This window comes from Gryllotalpicola protaetiae (assembly GCF_003627055.1).
GTDB classification, from domain to species: Bacteria; Actinomycetota; Actinomycetes; order Actinomycetales; family Microbacteriaceae; genus Gryllotalpicola; species Gryllotalpicola protaetiae.
On record NZ_CP032624.1, the window covers coordinates 2,303,149 to 2,320,817 of the forward strand.

The 17,669-nt window shown below is 68.8% G+C and carries 16 protein-coding genes; 14 read left to right on the forward strand and 2 right to left on the reverse strand.

Features of this window, described 5'->3' with window-relative positions; all coding sequences use genetic code 11:
• Nucleotides 1-82 precede the first annotated feature (82 nt).
• From D7I44_RS11330 to D7I44_RS11365, 8 genes are all read left to right on the forward strand, one after another.
• On the forward strand, nt 83-1,003 hold the full coding sequence (locus D7I44_RS11330; protein WP_245980283.1) for an ABC transporter permease: 921 nt from the start codon (nt 83-85) through the stop codon (nt 1,001-1,003).
• Entirely contained in the window at nt 997-1,956 is a 960-nt protein-coding gene (locus D7I44_RS11335; protein WP_425459311.1) for a carbohydrate ABC transporter permease, read from the forward strand. The genes D7I44_RS11330 and D7I44_RS11335 overlap by 7 nt, the downstream gene beginning before the upstream one ends.
• A 100-nt stretch (nt 1,957-2,056) precedes the next feature.
• Nucleotides 2,057-3,745, forward strand: coding sequence for a type 2 periplasmic-binding domain-containing protein (locus D7I44_RS11340; RefSeq protein WP_120789593.1), 1,689 nt, complete (start codon nt 2,057-2,059; stop codon nt 3,743-3,745).
• A 6-nt stretch (nt 3,746-3,751) separates the two neighbouring features.
• A complete protein-coding gene (locus tag D7I44_RS11345; RefSeq protein ID WP_120789594.1) occupies nt 3,752-4,435 on the forward strand; it encodes a DUF624 domain-containing protein in 684 nt (227 codons plus the stop codon).
• Complete coding sequence (locus D7I44_RS11350) at nt 4,422-5,477, forward strand: LacI family DNA-binding transcriptional regulator (protein WP_120789595.1); 1,056 nt, start codon at nt 4,422-4,424, stop codon at nt 5,475-5,477. The genes D7I44_RS11345 and D7I44_RS11350 overlap by 14 nt, the downstream gene beginning before the upstream one ends.
• A gap of 124 nt (nt 5,478-5,601) precedes the next feature.
• A complete protein-coding gene (locus D7I44_RS11355) occupies nt 5,602-6,756 on the forward strand; it encodes a Gfo/Idh/MocA family protein (protein WP_120789596.1) in 1,155 nt (384 codons plus the stop codon).
• Complete coding sequence (locus tag D7I44_RS11360) at nt 6,753-7,943, forward strand: dihydrodipicolinate synthase family protein (protein WP_120789597.1); 1,191 nt, start codon at nt 6,753-6,755, stop codon at nt 7,941-7,943. Before D7I44_RS11355 ends, D7I44_RS11360 begins: the two co-directional genes overlap by 4 nt.
• The gene (locus D7I44_RS11365) at nt 7,940-8,800 is read left to right on the forward strand and encodes a sugar phosphate isomerase/epimerase family protein (protein WP_120789598.1); all 861 of its coding nucleotides are present in this window, start codon (nt 7,940-7,942) and stop codon (nt 8,798-8,800) included. The genes D7I44_RS11360 and D7I44_RS11365 overlap by 4 nt, the downstream gene beginning before the upstream one ends.
• Nucleotides 8,801-8,806: 6 nt before the next feature.
• On the opposite strand, the gene D7I44_RS11370 is transcribed toward D7I44_RS11365, so the two are convergent.
• Nucleotides 8,807-9,787 carry an N-acetylglucosamine kinase gene (locus D7I44_RS11370; RefSeq protein WP_120789599.1) on the reverse strand — a complete coding sequence of 327 codons (981 nt, stop codon included), beginning with the start codon at nt 9,785-9,787 and terminating at the stop codon, nt 8,807-8,809.
• A gap of 93 nt (nt 9,788-9,880) precedes the next feature.
• On the opposite strand from D7I44_RS11370, the gene D7I44_RS11375 reads away from it, so the two are divergent.
• From D7I44_RS11375 to D7I44_RS11400, 6 genes are all read left to right on the forward strand, one after another.
• The gene (locus D7I44_RS11375; RefSeq protein ID WP_245979553.1) at nt 9,881-10,825 is read left to right on the forward strand and encodes a MurR/RpiR family transcriptional regulator; all 945 of its coding nucleotides are present in this window, start codon (nt 9,881-9,883) and stop codon (nt 10,823-10,825) included.
• Nucleotides 10,822-11,577, forward strand: a complete 756-nt coding sequence (locus tag D7I44_RS11380; protein WP_120789600.1) for a sugar isomerase domain-containing protein — start codon at nt 10,822-10,824, stop codon at nt 11,575-11,577. Before D7I44_RS11375 ends, D7I44_RS11380 begins: the two co-directional genes overlap by 4 nt.
• Nucleotides 11,578-11,658: 81 nt before the next feature.
• The gene (gene ngcE, locus D7I44_RS11385) at nt 11,659-13,074 is read left to right on the forward strand and encodes an N-acetylglucosamine/diacetylchitobiose ABC transporter substrate-binding protein (protein WP_120790921.1); all 1,416 of its coding nucleotides are present in this window, start codon (nt 11,659-11,661) and stop codon (nt 13,072-13,074) included.
• 2 nt (nt 13,075-13,076) lie between these two features.
• Entirely contained in the window at nt 13,077-14,105 is a 1,029-nt protein-coding gene (locus tag D7I44_RS11390) for a carbohydrate ABC transporter permease (protein WP_120789601.1), read from the forward strand.
• Entirely contained in the window at nt 14,102-14,998 is an 897-nt protein-coding gene (locus tag D7I44_RS11395; protein WP_120789602.1) for a carbohydrate ABC transporter permease, read from the forward strand. The genes D7I44_RS11390 and D7I44_RS11395 overlap by 4 nt, the downstream gene beginning before the upstream one ends.
• 16 nt (nt 14,999-15,014) lie before the next feature.
• Nucleotides 15,015-16,127: a glycerate kinase gene (locus tag D7I44_RS11400; protein ID WP_120789603.1), complete on the forward strand. Its 1,113-nt coding sequence runs from the start codon at nt 15,015-15,017 to the stop codon at nt 16,125-16,127.
• Between the two features lie 87 nt (nt 16,128-16,214).
• On the opposite strand, the gene xylB is transcribed toward D7I44_RS11400, so the two are convergent.
• Nucleotides 16,215-17,633: a xylulokinase gene (xylB, locus tag D7I44_RS11405; RefSeq protein WP_120789604.1), complete on the reverse strand. Its 1,419-nt coding sequence runs from the start codon at nt 17,631-17,633 to the stop codon at nt 16,215-16,217.
• Nucleotides 17,634-17,669: the final 36 nt, after the last annotated feature.

Below are 17,669 nucleotides of genomic sequence, written 5' to 3' on the forward strand. Positions count from 1 at the left end.
TCTACGACGCGGTAGACCTCAGCCGCCGCGTCGCCAAACGAGAGGGACGCGGATGTCGACGATGACACCCCGAGCCACCGCAATGCGGCAGGGCTCGAAGAAGGTGCGCTCACGTCGCCGCTGGCACCAGAACTGGCAGCTGTATTCGCTGCTCGTGTTGCCGGTGGCCTACTTCATCATCTTCCGGTACCTGCCGATGGCCGGAAACGTGATCGCGTTCCGCCAGTACGTGCCGGGCGGCAGCATCTTCGGCGAGTCGTGGACCGGGTTCCAGAACTTCGAGCTGTTCCTTGCCGACCCGAGCTTCTGGCTGGTCTTCCGCAACACGGTGATGCTCGGCGGACTCGCGCTCGTCATCGGGTTCCCGGCGCCGATCATCCTCGCGCTGCTGCTGAACGAGTTGCGCTCCGCAGGATTCAAGCGCTTCGTCCAGACCACGACGTATCTGCCGCACTTCCTGTCGATCGTCATCGTCGCCGGCATGATCCTGCAGCTGACGTCGCTGACCGGCTCGATCAACCATCTGCTTACGACCGTCGGGCTCGACAAGATCTCCTTCATCCAGGAGCCGGGGTGGTTCCCCGCGATCTACGTGGGCAGCGAGATCTGGCAGACGGTCGGCTGGGGAACGATCCTCTACCTCGCCGCGCTCACGCAGATCGACGAGAACCTCTACGAGGCGGCCCGCATCGATGGCGCCAACCGCTGGCAGCAGACCTGGCACGTGACGCTTCCCGGCATCGCGCCCACGATCGTCACCCTCCTGATCCTCAACATCGGCTCGTTCCTCAGCGTCGGGTTCGAGAAGATCCTGCTGCTGCAGAACCCGTCGACCTACTCGACCTCTGACGTCATCTCGACGTACCTGTACCGCGTCGGCATCCAGTCCGGCAGCTTCAGCTACGCCGCAGCGATCGGCATCTTCGAGGCGCTCATCGGCCTGGTGCTCATCGGCGCAGCCAACCTCATCTCCAAGCGAATCGTAGGAGCAAGCCTGTGGTGATCGACGCCCAGGCGGCCAGCACCATCGCCGCCGCCCCCGAACTCGCCGGCAAGGCACGACCGAGGCGCCGCCGCACCGCGCTCTCGCGCACCCGCGGCGAGAAGGCCTTCGCGGTCGTCAACGTGGTCATCCTGCTGCTCGCCGTCGCGATCACGCTCTACCCGTTCGTCAACGTGGTCGCCCAGTCACTGTCGAGCGAGAAGTTCATCGACCAGGGCGTGGTGACCATCTGGCCGCGCGGCTGGAACTTCGACACGTACAAGCTCGTCGCGAGCGACCCGACGTTCTGGGTCAACTACCGGAACACGGTCGTGTACACGGTCGTCTCGACCGTCGTCTCGATGTTCCTGTCGACGATCTTCGCCTATGCGATCTCGCGCAAGGACCTGAAGGGCCGCGGCTTCTTCATCGGCCTCGCCCTCGTCACCATGCTCTACAGCGGCGGCCTGATCCCGACGTACGTGCTGATCAACCACCTGCACCTGACGAACACGATCTGGGCGATCGCCCTGCCGAACGCGATCAGCGTGTTCAACGTGCTCGTGATGAAGTCGTTCTTCGAGAACATGCCGCGTGAGCTCGAAGAGGCGGCATCGATCGACGGCCTGAGCACATACGAAACCCTGCTGCGCATCGTGCTGCCGCTGTCGAAGGCGGTGATCGCGACGATGATCCTCTTCTACGCGGTCGCCAACTGGAACTCGTGGTTCTCGGCGTTCCTCTACATGGACCACTCGGACCTCATGCCCGTGACGGTGTACCTGCGGAACCTGATCGCCGGCGCGACCGGTGCGCAGGACGCGGGAGCTTCGGCCGACAGCAACCTGACCCAGGTGAGCGCCAACATCAAGGCCGTGACCATGGTGCTCACCGTGATCCCGATCCTGTGCGTCTACCCGTTCGTCCAGCGCTACTTCGTCTCGGGCGTGATGCTCGGCTCGGTCAAGGGCTGAGCCCTCTGGGGGACGCCTGGCGCAGGCATCCGCTCGTCATTTTCTTCTACCCGCACCACACAACCAAGAAGCTGCAACACCAACGGAGGTTTCGCAGAAAATGTCAATCAAAGTATCTCGCCGTGACGTCCTCGTCATGGGCCTTGCGGGCGCCGCGACCGGCTTCCTCGCCGGCTGCAGCTCGAAGGCGAGCACCAAGGCGGCCACGACCGGCGGCCTGACCATCGCCGGCAAGACCACCGGCTACATGAAGGACTATGCGGCAGGCAAGCAGTTCAAGGCGACGAAGCCGCTCAAGGTGTCGATGCTGTTCCAGGACAACCCGGCCTACCCCTACAAGCCGACCTGGACCGTGTTCTCGGAGATCCAGAAGCGCACCAACGTCACTCTGACGCCGACCGTCATCCCCTTCGCAGACTTCACCACCAAGAAGTCCGTGCTGATCAATGCCGGCAACGCTCCGGACATCATCGCCAAGACCTACCCCGGTCAGGAGTCGCCGTTCGTCGGCGGCGGCGCGGTGCTCGCAGTCAGCGACTACGTGAAGTACATGCCGAACTTCACCAAGAAGGTGGCGGACTGGAACCTCCAGGCCGACGTCGACACGCTGAAGCAGTCGGACGGCAAGTACTACCTGCTGCCCGGCCTGCACCAGTCGCTCAACCCCGACTACACCTTCTCGTTCCGCGACGACGAACTCGACAAGCTCGGCATCAAGCACCCGACCACCTGGGACGAGTTCAAGGAGACGCTCACCGAGCTCAAGAAGGCGCACACCGACGGCTACGTCTACTCGGACCGCTACGGCGGCGCGAACGCGATCAACCAGGCCGCGCAGGTCTATGGCACGATGGGCGGCTACAGCGCCGTCACGAAGTCGAGCTGGGGCCTGAACAACGGTCTGCAGTTCGACCAGAGCAAGAAGAAGTTCTTCTACACGCCGGCCGATGACAACTACAAGGCGCTCGTGAGCTACTTCGCGGGACTCGTCAAGGCCGGCCTGATGGACCCGGAGACCTTCACGCAGACCGATGACACCGCCGCGTCGAAGTTCGCGACGGGCAAGACCTTCGTCATCAGCACCAACGCACAGCAGCTGCAGCTCGACCGCACCTCGCTTGCGAAGAACGGCCTGACCAGCGCGAAGATCTCCAAGAACGTGCTGCTCGGCGGCCCGAAGGGAAAGGTCGTCTCGGGCAGCCGCCTCGAGAACGGCATCATGCTCTCGTCGTCGGTGGCCAAGCGCGACGACTTCGAGGCGTTCCTGCAGTTCGTCGACTGGCAGTGGTACTCCGATGCCGCGCAGATCCTCGTGAAGTGGGGTGTCGAGGGCGAGACCTACACCTACAAGGACGGCAAGTACGACACCGCCCCCGGCTGGAAGCTCGCGGCGTACGGCTTCGGCGACCCGAGCGCCACGAAGGACATCCGCATCGACGACGGCTACAGCTGCGGCAACTTCATGTACGGCGGCACGACGGCCATCGTCGAGTCGACCATGCCCGCCGAGGAGCTCGCCTGGCAGAAGTCGATCGCGAACTTCAAGCCGATCCCGCCGTCGCCGTCGATCCCGTACACGCCGATCGAGGCGCAGCAGGCCGCGCTCAAGCAGACGGCGATCACCGACTCGACCAACACGTGGACGATGGACTTCATCCTCGGTCGCAAGTCGGTCTCGTCCGACTGGTCGGACTACGTGTCGGAGCTCAAGGGCAAGGGCCTGCAGGCCTACGTCGACGCGGCCAACAAGGCGTACGACGACGCCAACAAGTCGAAGAAGAAGAGCTAGGTCATCATGACCGCGCAGACGACGAGGGAGTTCGGGAGCGGCCCGCTCCACCGCCTGACCCAGGCCGTCTACGGCGTCCTGGGCCCGACGGCCTGCTTCCTCGTCGTCTGCCTGCCCTTCGCCCTCGCGGTCGTCATGGCGCCCGGCGCCGTGACGATCGCGCTGGCCGGCATCCTCATCGGCCCCGCCTGGACCGCGCTGCTCTACGCGACGCGGGTGCACCTCGCCGACCGCGACCGCGGACCGGTGACGTCGTTCTGGCGCGGCTATGCGCTCAACTGGCGGCAGACGCTGCTCGTCTGGGTGCCGTACTGGGTGCTCCTCATCGCGGCGGGCGCCGACGTGATCTCGCCGAGCGCGAGCCTCGCGTTGCGCTGGGTGGTCGGCATCGTCGCCGCTCTGTCGACGATCTGGTTCAGCGCGGTGCTGCTCATCATCAGCCGGTACGCGTTCCGCACGCGCGACGTGCTGCGTCTCGCCGGGTACGCGCTGGTCGCCGCGCCGCGCTCGACCGTGACGAATGTCGCGCTTCTTGTGCTCGCAGGTGCGACGATCTATCTGGAATCCGAATTCGTCCTCGGCCTGCTGGCCGGGCTCTTCGCACTGTTCGCCGTGATCGGCGCGAAGGGCATGTTCGAGCTGCTGGATGCCCGGTTCACGACGCAAGGGAGGCAGGATGGCGCGCGATGAGCGATCGCTGCCGACCGCGGTGCGGCCGCCTGCGACCCTGCAGGACGTGGCGCGCGAGGCCGGTGTCTCTCTCGCGACCGCGTCGCGCTCGCTGAACGGCAGCGCGCGCAGGGTCAAGGACGAGTACCGCACCCGTGTGCTCGCCGCCGCGGAGCTGCTGAACTACGCGCCGAACCTGCAGGCGCAGGCCGTCGCGCGCGGCCGCACCAACGCGGTCGGCATCATCGTCGCCGACGTCACCGACCCGTATTTCGCGCAGATCGCAGGTGGCATCATCAAGGCGACGGATGCCGGGGGACTGGTCGCCACGATGAGCGTGTCGAGCCGTGACCCCGAGCGCGAAGTGCAGCTCGTCGGCGCCCTGCGCGGTCAGCGGCCGAGCGGGATCGTGCTCGTCGGCAGCCGGGTGACGGACGCCGCGGTGACCGACCGCCTCGAGGCGCAGCTGCGCGGCTTCGAGGCGGAGGGAGGGCACGTCGTGCTCGTCTCGCAGGCGGGGCTGCCGTTCGACACGATCGCCTTCGACAACGCCGAGGGCGCCGGGTCGCTCGCCGTGCGGCTTGCCACCGCCGGCTACCGCCACCCCGTGGTGCTCGCGGGGCCGGAGCGGCTGATGACGTCGCGCGAGCGCGCGGAGGGATTCACTCTGGGGTACACGGCGGCCGGGCATCCGTATGACTCGATCGAGATCGTGCACGCGGAGTTCACGCGCAACGGCGGCTACGACGCGATGGGGCAGGTGCTCGAGCGCGAGGAGCGGCCCGACGTGGTCTTCGCCGTCAACGACGTGATGGCGATGGGTGCGATGGCGCGGCTGCGCGAGGCCGGCCTGGAGCCCGGGCGCGACGTGGCGATCGCCGGCTTCGACGACATCGAAACTCTGCGGGACGTCTCGCCGGGCCTCACGACGGTCCGGCTCCCGCTCGAGCAGGGCGGCACGACCGCCGTCGATCTGATTCTTCACCGCACGGGTGTGCAGTCGCTCGTGCGCCTTCCGGCCGAGGTCGTCGTGCGTGCGAGCACGCCGGCACTCATCGCCTGATCACTGCGGCAAAACACTACGCATGCCGCCGTGTGATCACTATGCTTAGCTCCGGGTAAGCGCTTTCCTGCCCGGATGACACTCCACACAATTTCAATGGCGAACTACCCACTGGAGGTACGCAATGTCGGCTGAGTCGACCATCGGCATCATCATGAACGGCGTCTCGGGGCGCATGGGGTATCGGCAGCATCTGGTGCGCTCGATCCTCGCGATCCGCGATCAGGGCGGCGTGACGCTGTCCGACGGGCGCCGGGTGCAGGTGAGGCCGATCCTGGTCGGCCGCCACGAGGACAAGCTGCGTGACATCGCCGACCGCCACGGCATCGAGGACTGGACGACGAACCTCGACGAGGCGCTCGCCGACCCCCGCTGGGACGTGTACGCCGACTTCCTCGTCACCGAGGCGCGCGTGCCCGCGATCAAGAGGGCCATCGCGGCCGGCAAGGCGATCTACACCGAGAAGCCGACCGCGGGGAACTTCCAGGACGCGCTGGAGCTCGCCCGCCTCGCGAAGGAGGCGGGCATCAAGAACGGCGTCGTGCACGACAAGCTCTATCTGCCGGGCCTGCGCAAGCTGAAGCGGCTGATCGACGACGGATTCTTCGGGCAGATCCTGTCGGTGCGCGGCGAGTTCGGCTACTGGGTGTTCCCCGGCGACGGTGTGCCCGCTCAGCGGCCGTCGTGGAACTACCGCTCGGAGGACGGCGGGGGGATCGTGCTCGACATGTTCCCGCACTGGAACTACGTGCTCGAGAACCTGTTCGGTCGCGTGGAGTCGGTGTACGCGCAGACCGTGACGCACATCCCGACGCGGTGGGACGAGAAGGGCCAGGCCTACGCCGCCACCGCCGACGACGCCGCATATGCGATCTTCGGCCTAGCAGGCGGCACGATCGCCGAGTTCAACTCGAGCTGGGACGTGCGCGTGAACCGCGACGAGCTGCTCGAGCTGCAGGTCGACGGCACTGAGGGCTCGGCCGTGGCTGGCCTGTTCGGCTGCAAGGTGCAGCACCGCTCGGCGACCCCCCGGCCGACCTGGAACCCCGACATCCCCGATGGCCACGATTACGCGGCCGACTGGCACGAGGTGCCGCTCACGCAGGAGTTCGAGAACGGCTTCAAGGTGCAGTGGGAGGAGTTCCTGCGCCACATCGCCGAGGACGCCCCGAACCCGTATGACTTCCTCGCCGGGGCGCGCGGCGTGCTGCTCGCCGAGAAGGGCCTCGAGTCGGCCGCGAAGGGCGCGCGTCTCGACCTTCCCGAGGTGACGGCATGAGCGAGCTCACCCTGCTCGCCGCCGACGGGTCGATCCGCCAGGAGACGCTGCGCGAGGCGCCCGCGCTGACGAAGCCCACGGCGCCGTTGCGCGCGCGCCTCGCCTATGCGGCCGCGCACGTCGTGCCGAGGATCCACGCGGACAACACGCCCGGTCAGCCGGCAGACATCGACTGGGATGCCACGCTCGCCTTCCGCCACCATGTGTGGTCGTGGGGCCTGGGTGTCGCCGACGCGATGGACACCGCCCAGCGCAACATGGGCCTCGACGCGGCCGCCACGCGCGAGCTCATCAGCCGCAGCGCCGCGGAGGCCCGCTCGGTCGGCGGCAAGCTGGTCGTCGGTGTCAACACCGACCATGTCGAGGCCGAGAACATCTCGCTCGACGAGGTCGCCGCGGCGTACCTCGAGCAGCTCGCCTTCACCGAAGAGCAGGGCGCCGGCGTCGTGCTGATGGCCTCCCGGCACCTCGCGCGCGCCGCGCAGACCGCCGACGATTACCGCCGCGTGTACGACCGCGTGATCGAGAAGGCGCAGACGCCCGTCGTGCTGCACTGGCTGGGCGAGGCCTTCGACCCCGTGCTGAAGGGGTATTTCGGTTCGACGGATGCCCAGGTCGCGGCATCCGTTCTCATCGACGTGATCAACGCGAACCCCGAGAAGGTGTCGGGTGTCAAGATGAGCCTGCTCGACGCAGGCAAGGAGATCGCCGTGCGCGAGCGCCTGCCGAAGACGGCGCGCATGTTCACCGGCGACGACTTCAACTACGTCGGCCTGATCGCCGGCGACGGCAGCGAGCAGCCCGGGCAGTACTCCGACGCGCTGCTCGGCGCGTTCGCGGCCATCGCGCCGCTCGCCTCGGCCGCTATCCAGAAGCTCGACGCGGGCGATCGCGACGGCTACTTCGCGCTGCTCAGCCCGAGTGAGGAGCTGTCGCGGCAGATCTTCGCGGCGCCCACGTTCTACTACAAGACCGGTGTCGCCTTCCTGTCGTGGCTGAACGGGCACCAGGCCAGCTTCCAGCTCGTCGGCGGACTGCACTCGGCCCGGTCGCTGCCGCACCTGTCCGAGATCGTGCGCCTCGCGAACGCCGCCGGCGCGCTCGAGGCCCCTGAGCTCGCCGCGTCGCGGTGGAACGCGTTCCTCGCCGTCTCAGGTGTCGAGGTCCCCAAGGTCGTGCTGCTGTGAGCGCGCACCCGCGGCTCAGTCTCAATCAGGCGACCATCAAGTACGCCCCGCTCGCGGAGGCGCTCGACGTCGCCCGGGAAGCCGGGTACACCTCGTTCGGCGCGTGGCGCGAGCCCGTCGCCGAGGTCGGGCTCGACCGGGCGGTCGAACTCGTCAAGGCATCCGGGCTGCGCGTCTCGTCGCTGTGCCGCGCGGGATTCTTCACCGCGCAGCCCGGAGCCGCCCGCCAGACCGCGATCGACGACAACCGCCGTGCGATCGACGAGACGGCGGCGCTCGCCGCGGCAGGCGCGCCGGGGTCGGCACCGGTGCTGGTGCTGGTCGCCGGCGGCCTGCCCGCGGGCGACCACGACGTCGTCGGCGCCCGCGCCCGTGCGGCCGAGGCGATCGCGGAGCTCGCGCCGGCTGCGCGTGCCGCGGGCATCACGCTCGCGATCGAGCCGATGCACCCGATCTTCGCCGCCGACCGCGGCGTCGTCTCGACGCTGGGACAGGCGCTCGACATCGCGGAATCCGTCGCGCCGGAGGTCGCCGTCGTCGTCGACACCTATCACGTCTGGTGGGACCCGGACCTCGCCGCGCAGATCGCGCGGGCCGGGGCATCCGGCCGGATCGCCAGCTATCAGGTATGCGACTGGATGACGCCGCTGTCTGCCGACTCGCTGCTGTCCCGCGGGTACATGGGCGACGGCCACATCGACTTCGGCGCGGTCACTCGGCTGGTGGCGGATGCCGGGTACGACGGCGACATCGAGGTCGAGATCTTCCGTCAGGAGATCTGGGATGCGCCGTATGCGGAGGTCGCCGCGCGTGTCGCCGCCGCATTCGACGAGACGGTCGCGCCCTTCCTGTCGTAGGCGACGTCAGCGCAACGCGGCGAGGGTGCGGGTGATCCGGTCGAAGACCGGCTCGTCGACGACGACGGATGCCTGCCGCAGAGCGAGCACTGCGGCGCCGACCGCCCCGTCCGCGACCACTTGCACGTCGCGCGTGCCCGCGGCCGCGATGCGCGCCGCGAGCTCGTCGTGCTGCGTGATCGTGCCGCCGCCCAGTACAACCGGGCCGGTCACGCCGGGATCGGCGACGGCCTCGAGACTGTGCACCAGCGCGTCGGCGGCCGCGCTCACGATGGCTCGCGCGACGGGGTCGTCGCCGGCGGCGAAGGCGAGGGGCGAGAGACGCGAGAGCTCGACGGGACGCTGCGAGTAGAGCAGCTTGATGATGCGGTCGAGCACGGCGGGGCGGCCGTGATGCCGAGTGCCGTCGTCCTCGAGCCCGAGCTGGGAGAGCACGAGAGAGGTGAGCTCGGTGCGGGGGCCGCGCCCGTCAAGGTCGGCGGCCGCCGCACGGACGACACGCTGCCCGACCCAGAAGCCCGAGCCGTCGTCGCCGAGCAGCCAGCCGAGGCCGTCCGCGGTGCGGGCGACCGAGCCGTTCTCGACCCGAACGGCGGTCGCCCCCGTGCCCGCGACGAGCGCGTAGCCGGCCGGCAGCCAGGTGCCCGAGCAGAACGTGGCGAGCAGGTCGGGCGCGAACACGACCGGCGCGTCCACGCCGAGCGGCGCGAGCTCTGCGGCGAACAGCTCGGGGCCGGAGAGCGAACTCGCCCCCGCCATCGCGAGCAGTACGACCACGACGTCGGCACCGCCCGCGCCGTGTGCCGCCTCAGCGTGCGTCAACGCGGTGGCCGCCGCCTCTGCGACCGAGTACGCGGCCAGCGCAGGCCCTGCGGAGATGGGGTTTCCACTCGCTGCACGGCCGTAGCCCAGGCATCCGCCCGTCTCATCGAGCACCACGCAGCGCGTGCTGGTGCCACCCGCATCGACGGCGAGGTGCAGGTTCATCCGTTACCCAGTCGTGACATTTTCGTGATTGCCGCCGTAACACGTCTGCGAATAGTTTTCATGCCAATATCCCGAAGCTGACATGGATTTTCAATGACAGAAGTAGTCGCACCATCGAAGCACAGCACGGACGGGTTCGGCGTGAGCAGCCGCATCCTGGCCGCGCTGCCCGAGATGTCTGTGGCCATGGCGAAGATCGGCGCCCTGCTGCTCGAGAATCCGGCGGCGCCGCTCGAGCTGTCGATCACCGAGCTCGCCCAGCGCGCGGGCACCTCGCCGGCGACCGTCACGCGCTTCTGCCGGCTGATCGGCTACGCGGGCTACCCGCCGCTGCGCGTCGGCGCCGCCGCGGATCTCGGGCGGTCGAGCGCCGAGACCTGGCAGTCGGACATCGGGCGCGCCTTCGACCCCGCCGACACGGCGGTCGACGTGCTCAACGCGCTCGTCAGCTCGCACACCTCGGCGCTGCAGACCACGGCAGCCCGCCTCGACCACAACGCCGCGGAGCAGGCGGCGCGCGCGATCGCGGCCAGCGCGCACGTCGACATCTACGGCATCGGCGGCAGCGCCGTCCTCGCGAACGAACTGCAGGCGCGCCTGTACCGCATCGGCCTCAACGCGCACGTGTGGAGCGAGGTGCACGAGGGGCTGACGAGCGCGGCGATCCAAGGGCCGGGCACGGTCGCGATCGGCATCTCGAACACGGGCCGCACGGGCGAGACGCTCGAGATGCTGGCGCTCGCGCGCTCCACAGGGGCCCTTGCCGTGGCGATCACCGGCAATCCGGATTCGCCGCTGGCATCCGTCGCCGACCATCACCTCACCGCCTTCGCGGTCGACGCCTACCTGCAGCCCGACGACCTGTCGGCCAAGCACGCGCAGCTGCTGGCGATCGACCTGCTCTACCTGCTCGTCGCGCAGCAGGACTTCGCCCGCACGACCGCCATGCTCGCGGCATCCGCCGCAGCTGTCGCCCCGCACCGGCGCTCGCTGCGCGGCGGAACGCGCTCACGAGAGAGAGGAAATCCCGTCGCATGACCGACCTCGTCACCGACTTCCACCGACAGGCGGCCTCGCGCCTCGACGCGCTCGCCGAGTCGGCGCGCGCCGGCGGCCTCGACGTCGCGATCGGCCTGCTCGCCGACTCCCTCAGGAACGGGGGAGTGCTGCAGGCCTTCGGCACCGGCCACTCGCAGGCGTTCGCGATGGAGATCGCGGGGCGCGCGGGAGGCCTGATACCGACGCACTCGCTCGCCCTGCGCGACCTCGTGCTGCTCGGCAAGCGGCCGCTCGACGTGCTGCACGGCGGCACCCTGGAGCGCGACGACAGCGTCGTCGACGACCTGTGGTCGCTCTATGACTTCCAGCCGGCCGATGTGTTCCTGATCGCCTCGAACTCGGGCGTCAACGGCTCGATCGTCGGCCTCGCCCTCAAGGCGAAGGCCGAAGGTCACGCCGTCATCGCGGTGACGAGCCTCGCGCACACGAACGCGGTGACGCCCAAGCATCCGAGCGGCAAACGCCTCGCTGAGGTCGCAGACGTCGTCATCGACAACCTCGCCCCCTACGGCGACACCACCCTCGAGCTCTCGGGCGGGCTCGGCGTCGGGGCGGTGTCGTCGATCACGGCCGCCTTCATCGCCCAGCTGCTCACCATCGGCGCTGCCGAGCGCGTTCAGGCGGCCGGTGACGTGCCGCCCCTGTTCATCTCGGCCAACATCCCTGAGGGCGACGCGCACAACCGCGCCCTGCAGGACCTCTACGGCGACCGCATCGGGCACCTTGCATGAGCCTCAATCGCACCAGCACCACCCATCGCACCATCCACGCACACCGAACAACCCCTGATCACGAGTGAAAGGCAGGCAATGATGTCTGAAGAACCAGGCCGTCTGAACCGCCGCACCTTCGTCCGCGGCGCACTGGCCACCGCTGTGTTCCTGCCGCTGGCGGGCACGCTCGCCTCCTGCGCCGCGCCGAGCGGCGGAGGCGGCGGCACCAGCACGTCCGGAAGCAAGAGCGCCAAGAACCCGTTCGGCCTCGCCGACACGGCATCGGTCGAAGCGGTCATCTTCAACGGCGGCTACGGCTACGACTATGTGTCGTTCGCCGCCGACCAGGTGAAGAAGCAGTTCTCGAAGGTCACCATCAAGGTGAGCCCGTCGACGCAGATCGCGCAGCAGCTGCAGCCGCGGTTCGTCGGCGGCAACCCGCCGGACCTGATCGACAACTCCGGTGCGAACAGCATCGGCTTCAACACCATCGCCGATCAGCTGTCCACGCTCGACGACGTCTTCGAGGCGAACAACTACGAGGGCACGAAGATCGCCGACACGCTCTACCCCGCAGTGAAGGAGCCCGGCACGTTCTCGGGCAAGTTCGTCGCACTGAACTACGTCATGACCGTCTATGGCATGTGGTACTCGGCGTCGCTGTACGAGCAGAACGGCTGGCAGCCGCCGAAGACGTGGGACGAGGCGCTCGATCTCGGCGCCAAGGCCAAGTCGGCGGGCAAGTACCTGTTCGTCTGGGGCAAGGAGGCGGCGACCTACTACCTCACGATGGCGCTCGACTCCGCCATCAAGGAGGGCGGCACGCAGGTGCGCCTCGACCTCGAGAACCTGAAGCCGAACGCATGGTCGGCTCCCGAGATCCAGAGCGTGTTCAAGGCGCTCGAGACCGCGGTGAAGAACGGATTCTTCATCCCCGGCGGTGCCGGCACACAGTTCACCGCGGCCCAGGCCAAGTGGAGCAACGACCAGCAGGCGATCCTCTACCCCTCGGGCGGCTGGATCGAGAACGAGATGAAGAAGGCCACGAAGGACGGCTTCAAGATGACCGGCGCGCCCACGCCGACCGTCTCGTCGAGTTCGAAGCTGCCGTACGAGGCGCTGCGCTCGGCGGCCGGCGAGCCGTTCATCGTGCCCAAGCAGGGCAAGAGCCCCGCCGGCGGCAAGGAGATCCTGCGCGCCATGCTCTCGAAGGAGGCGGCGACGAACTTCTCGAAGACCCGTCTCGCGCCGACGATCGTCAAGGGCCTCGTTCCCGACGACGGCTTCGGCTCGACCGCGCTCGTGTCGCAGACGAAGATGCTGGATGCCGCAGGCACCAACGTCTTCAACTACCAGTTCCTCGACTTCTACGGGATGAACCAGGACCAGCTCGTGGTCTGGAACTCGTTCCTGTCGGGGCAGACCGACGCAGCGGGCCTCACCAAGGGCATGCAGGACATCAGCGACAAGGTCGCCGCCGACTCCTCCATTCCCAAGCTCAAGGTGACGAGCTGAGCATGACGAGCACCACGACGACGCCGGGCGGCGCACCTGTCGCCGCCCGGCGTCGCCGGCCTCGGCCGAGCTGGAACCGGATCAGCTTCATGCTGGTCTTCCTCGTGCTGCCCCTCGCGATCTTCGTGATCTTCGTGGTCTCGCCGTTCGCGCAGGCGCTGTACTACTCGATGACCGACTGGACCGGCTTCTCGCCCAACATGAACTTCGTCGGCGTCTCGAACTTCGTGAAGCTGTTCCACGACACGACGTTCCTCAAGGCGCTGCGCAACAACGCCGTGCTCGCGCTCGTCGTGCCGCTCGTCACGATCGTGGTCGCGCTCGTGATCGCGATCGTCGTCACGGTCGGTGGCCCGAGTCGCGGCACCATCCGCGGCATCCGCGGCGCCGGCTTCTACCGCGTCGTCTCCTTCTTCCCCTACTGCGTGCCCGCGATCGTGATCGGCCTGATCTGGGCGCAGGTCTACGACCCCGCGGCCGGCCTGCTGAACGGACTCCTCACCGGGATCGGCCTTCACCAGTTCACGAACTTCGCGTGGCTCGGGGTCGTCGCGACCGCGATGCCCGCGTCGATGTGGGTCATCATCTGGAGCTTCATCGGCTTTTACACCGTGCTCTTCGTCGCGGCCATCAAGGGCGTGCCGGCAGAACTGCTCGAGGCCGCCCGCATCGACGGTGCAGGGCGTTTCCGCACGGCGATCTCGATCACGGTGCCGATGATCCGCGACAATGTGCAGACCGCGTACATCTACCTGGGGATCGCCGCGCTCGACGCCTTCGTCTACATGCAGGCGCTCAACCCCGGCGGCGGCCCGAACAACACGACGCTGACCATGAGCCAGGAGCTGTTCAACGTGGCCTTCCGCAAGGGCCAGTTCGGTTACGCGACGGCCATGGGGGTCGTGCTCGCCGCGGTCACGCTGCTGTTCGCCGCGATCGTCTTCACCGTCAACCGGCTGACGGGCGGCGGCGACGACGCACGTACCACTCGCGCGCGTGCGCGCGCGACCAAGAGAGGAGCCCGCGCATGACCGCGGCGACGCCCGTCGAAGGCACCGTCACGACACGTCTGCGGCTCAGCACGCAGCGGGCGAATCGAGGCGATGCCGCCGTGGCATCCGTCTCGCATGTCCTGCTCGTGGTCTGGGCGATCGTTGTGATCGTCCCGTTCCTGTGGGTGCTGCTGTCGTCGTTCAAGACGACGAAAGAGATCCTCGCCTCCCCGTTCTCGCTGCCGGCGCACTGGCAGTTCCAGAACTACGCGCACGCATGGACGGATGCCGGCATCGGCCGCTTCTTCCTCAACACGATCATCGTCGTGGGCTTCGCGCTCATCATCGTGATGCTGCTCGGGGCCATGTGCGCGTACGTGCTCGCGCGCTTCACCTTCCCCGGCCGCCGCGTCATCTACTACGCGATGCTCGCCGGCCTCACCTTCCCGCCGTTCCTCGCGATCGTGCCGCTGTTCTTCATCCTGAGGAACTTCGGGCTGCTCAACACGCTGCCCGGCCTCATCCTCACCTACGTCGCGTTCGCGCTACCGTTCACGGTGTTCTTCCTGTACTCGTTCTTCAAGCAGCTGCCTGACGACGTGTACGAGGCGGCCCTCATCGACGGCGCGGGCGACTGGCGCGCCTTCTTCCAGGTGATGCTCCCGATGGCGCGGCCGGGGCTGGCATCCGTCGCGATCTTCAACTTCCTCGGCCTCTGGAACCAGTTCCTGCTGCCGGTGGCGCTGAACTCGAATCAGAGCAACTACGTGCTGACCCAGGCGATGGCGTCGTTCGCGTCGCAGGCCGGGTATGCGGTCGACTTCGGCGCCCTGTTCGCCGCCGTGGTGATGACGGTCGTGCCGGTCCTGATCGTGTACGTCATCTTCCAGCGCACGCTCGAGGGCTCGGTCGCGGCAGGCACGTTCCGGTAATCGGTACGTTTGACGGGTGCGTCTTGTCATTGCCCCCGACTCGTTCAAGGGTTCCCTGACCGCCCGCGAGGCTGCAGAGGCGATCAGAGACGGCTGGCTCGCCGTGCGGCCAAGCGATCAGGTGGTGCTCGCGCCCATGGCCGACGGCGGCGAAGGCAGCCTCGACGCGTTCGAGGCGGCTGTTCCCGGCGCGCGCCGCGAGCCGGTCATGGCCGTCGGTCCCGACGATCAGCCCGTGCTCACGTACTGGCTGCGTCTGCCGCCGACACCCGGCCTGCCGGGCGGCACGGGCGTCGTCGAGCTCGCCGCGACGAGCGGGCTCACCCTCATGCGCTCTGGCCTGCGGCCGTTCGAGGCGCACACCTTCGGACTCGGCCAGGCGATCGCGGCGGCGCTCACGCTGGGCGTCTCACGGCTCTTGATCGCGGTCGGCGGCAGCGCGTCGAGCGACGGCGGGGTCGGTGCGCTGACCGCGATGGGGGCGAGGCTGACGGATGCCTCGGGCGCCCCCGTCTCATACGGCAATCTCGGCGCAGGCCGGGTCGCGCGGGTGTCCTTCGACGGGGTCGTCGCCCCGCCGCCCGCCGGCGCCGTGGTGCTCACCGACGTCGACAACCCGCTGCTCGGGCCGCGCGGCGCGGCCGTGGTGTTCGGACCGCAGAAGGGGGCATCGTCTGACGCCGCCATGCGGGCACTCGAGGGGAATCTCGCGCACCTGGCCGCAGTCGTCGACGGCGGGGCCGCGCTCGCCGAGACCCCTGGCGCCGGCGCGGCGGGCGGGGTCGCGTTCGGCCTGCTCGCCTGGGGCGCGACGCTGTCGCCCGGCGCCCCCGCCGTGGCGGAGGCGCTGGGGCTCGCGGGCATCGTCACCGGGGCCGACCTCGTGATCACGGGGGAGGGCCGCTTCGACGGGCAGTCCGAAGCAGGCAAAGCGCCGACCCAGGTCGCCTCGATCGCGCGTGCGGCCGGGGTGCCGACGGCCCTCGTGGCGGGTGCGATTCAGGCATCCGTCGCCCGATTCTCGGCTGCCGCCTCGCTCAGCGAGCTGGCCGGCTCGACCGCCGCGGCCCTCGCCGAGCCGGCGCGCTGGGCCCGCGAGGCGGGCGCGACGCTCGCGCGGAGCGTGTAACGCGAAAGGGGGCAGACCTTGCGATCTGCCCCCTGACCTGATGATTTATCCCCAGGTGTGGACTACCTGAGGATATCTCGCGTCTGTTTACTTCGTGTTCAACAACGGGTCGGCGTAGCGGTGGTACTCCGCCGAGATCTCCGGGCGGAAATCAGGGGCGGGGGATGCCGAGACCGACACGGCCCACGACGGGCGCTCGCCCGTGAGAGCCCACGCGGCCTGCACCGCGCCGCCGTCGGCGACGTACTCGCCCGGCTCGGGGATGACCACCGGTGCGTCGAACACCTGCGCCGCCACCGCCTGCACCGCCGGGTTCTGCGCCGCGCCGCCGATGAGCAGAACGCGGTGCACCTCGACGCCCGCGTCGCGCACGGCGTCGAGCCCCGCGCCGAGGCCGGAGAGCATGCCCTCGATCGATGCGCGGGCGAGGTTCTCGCGCGTGGTCGATGCGATCGACAGGCCGTGGAGGCTCGCCTTCGCCTCGGGCAGGTTCGGGGTGCGCTCGCCTTCGAAGTACGGCACGAGCACGACGCCGCCGCTGCCCGGCTCTGCCGCAAGCGCCAACTCCGAGAGCTCGTCGAAATCGACGCCCAGCAGCTTCGACGTCGACACGAGCACGCGCGCCGCGTTCAGCGTCGTGATGATCGGCAGGTACTTGCCTGAAGCGTCGGCGAAGCCGGCGACCGTTCCCGACGCATCGGCGGTCGGCTGCTCGGCCACCGCGAAGACCGTGCCGCTCGTGCCGAGCGACACCGCCACATCACCTGGGGCGAGGTTGAGGCCGAGGGCCGCCCCGGCGTTGTCGCCGGCGCCTGGGCCGACGAGCACGCCGGCCGGAGTGGTGCCCGCGGCCTCACCGGGGCCGAGCACCCGCGGCAGCACCACGTCGCGGCGGCCAAGCGCGCGCTCGAGCAGCTCGAGGTCGTAGTCGCCCGTGAACGGCGACCAGTAAGCGGTGCCCGACGCGTCGGACCGATCGGTCACGAGCGCGTCGAGCACCGGCCCGAGCTCGGATTCGCCGGCCGGGCCGTAGCCGAGCAGGCGCCAGGTCAGCCAGTCGTGCGGCAGCGCGACCGCGGCGACGCGCGCGGCGTTCTCCGGCTCGTTGTCCCTGAGCCACCGCAGCTTCGTCGCGGTGAACGAGGCGACGGGCACCAGGCCGGCGCGCTTCGCATAGGCATCCGCCCCGACCTCGTCCGTCAGCGCGGCGGCCGCGCCCGCCGAGCGGGTGTCGTTCCAGAGCAGCGCGTCGCGGATGACGCGGCCCTCTGCGTCGAGCACGACCATGCCGTGCTGCTGCCCCGCGATCGAGATCGAGGCGACATCGCCGAGACCGCCGGCGGACTCGATCGCCTCGTTCAGTGCGGCCCACCACGCGGCGGGGTCGACCTCGGTGCCGTCGGGGTGCGAGGCGCGGCCGCTGCGCACGAGCGCGCCGGTTTCGAGGTCGCGGATGACGATCTTGCAGGACTGCGTCGACGAGTCGACGCCGGCGACGAGGGTCACAGGGGCTCCTTCGAGTTCTACAGGCAACAAACAGTT